General features: G+C 66.2%; 1 protein-coding gene. It reads right to left on the minus strand.

Features of this window, described 5'->3' with window-relative positions; translation table 11 throughout:
- A partial coding sequence (locus tag ACTWQH_RS32815) for a HAMP domain-containing protein (RefSeq protein WP_443290465.1) occupies positions 1–672 on the minus strand: 672 nt, incomplete at both ends.

Raw genomic sequence — 672 nt, forward strand, 5'->3', positions numbered from 1 at the left:
TTTCGCCGCGTGCGTCGACGTCGATCTTCTTGGACAGGTCGCCGTTGGCGACGGCCGTGGCGACCTGGGCGATGTTGCGGACCTGGGAGGTGAGGTTCAGGGCCATGAAGTTGACGTTCTCGGTCAGCTCCTTCCACACCCCGGACACGGACTCGACCTGGGCGCGGCCGCCGAGCTTGCCCTCGGTGCCGACCTCGCGGGCCACCCGGGTGACCTCGTCCGCGAAGCCGCGCAGCTGGTCCACCATCGTGTTCACGGTGGTCTTGAGTTCGAGGATTTCGCCGCGTGCGTCGACGTCGATCTTCTTGGACAGGTCGCCGTTGGCGACGGCCGTGGTCACCTGGGCGATGTTGCGGACCTGGGAGGTGAGGTTCAGGGCCATGAAGTTGACGTTCTCGGTCAGGTCCTTCCAGACGCCGGAGACGTCGCGGACCAGCGCCTGTCCGCCGAGGTTGCCGTCGGTGCCGACCTCGCGGGCGACGCGGGTGACCTCGTCCGCGAACGCCGACAGCTGGTCGACCATCGTGTTGAGGGTGGTCTTGAGTTCGAGGATTTCGCCGCGTGCGTCGACGTCGATCTTCTTGGACAGGTCGCCGTTGGCGACGGCCGTGGCGACCTGGGCGATGTTGCGGACCTGGGAGGTGAGGTTCAGGGCCATGAAGTTGACGTTCT

This window comes from Streptomyces sp. 6N223 (assembly GCF_052246635.1).
In the GTDB taxonomy this organism is placed as follows: domain Bacteria; phylum Actinomycetota; class Actinomycetes; order Streptomycetales; family Streptomycetaceae; genus Streptomyces.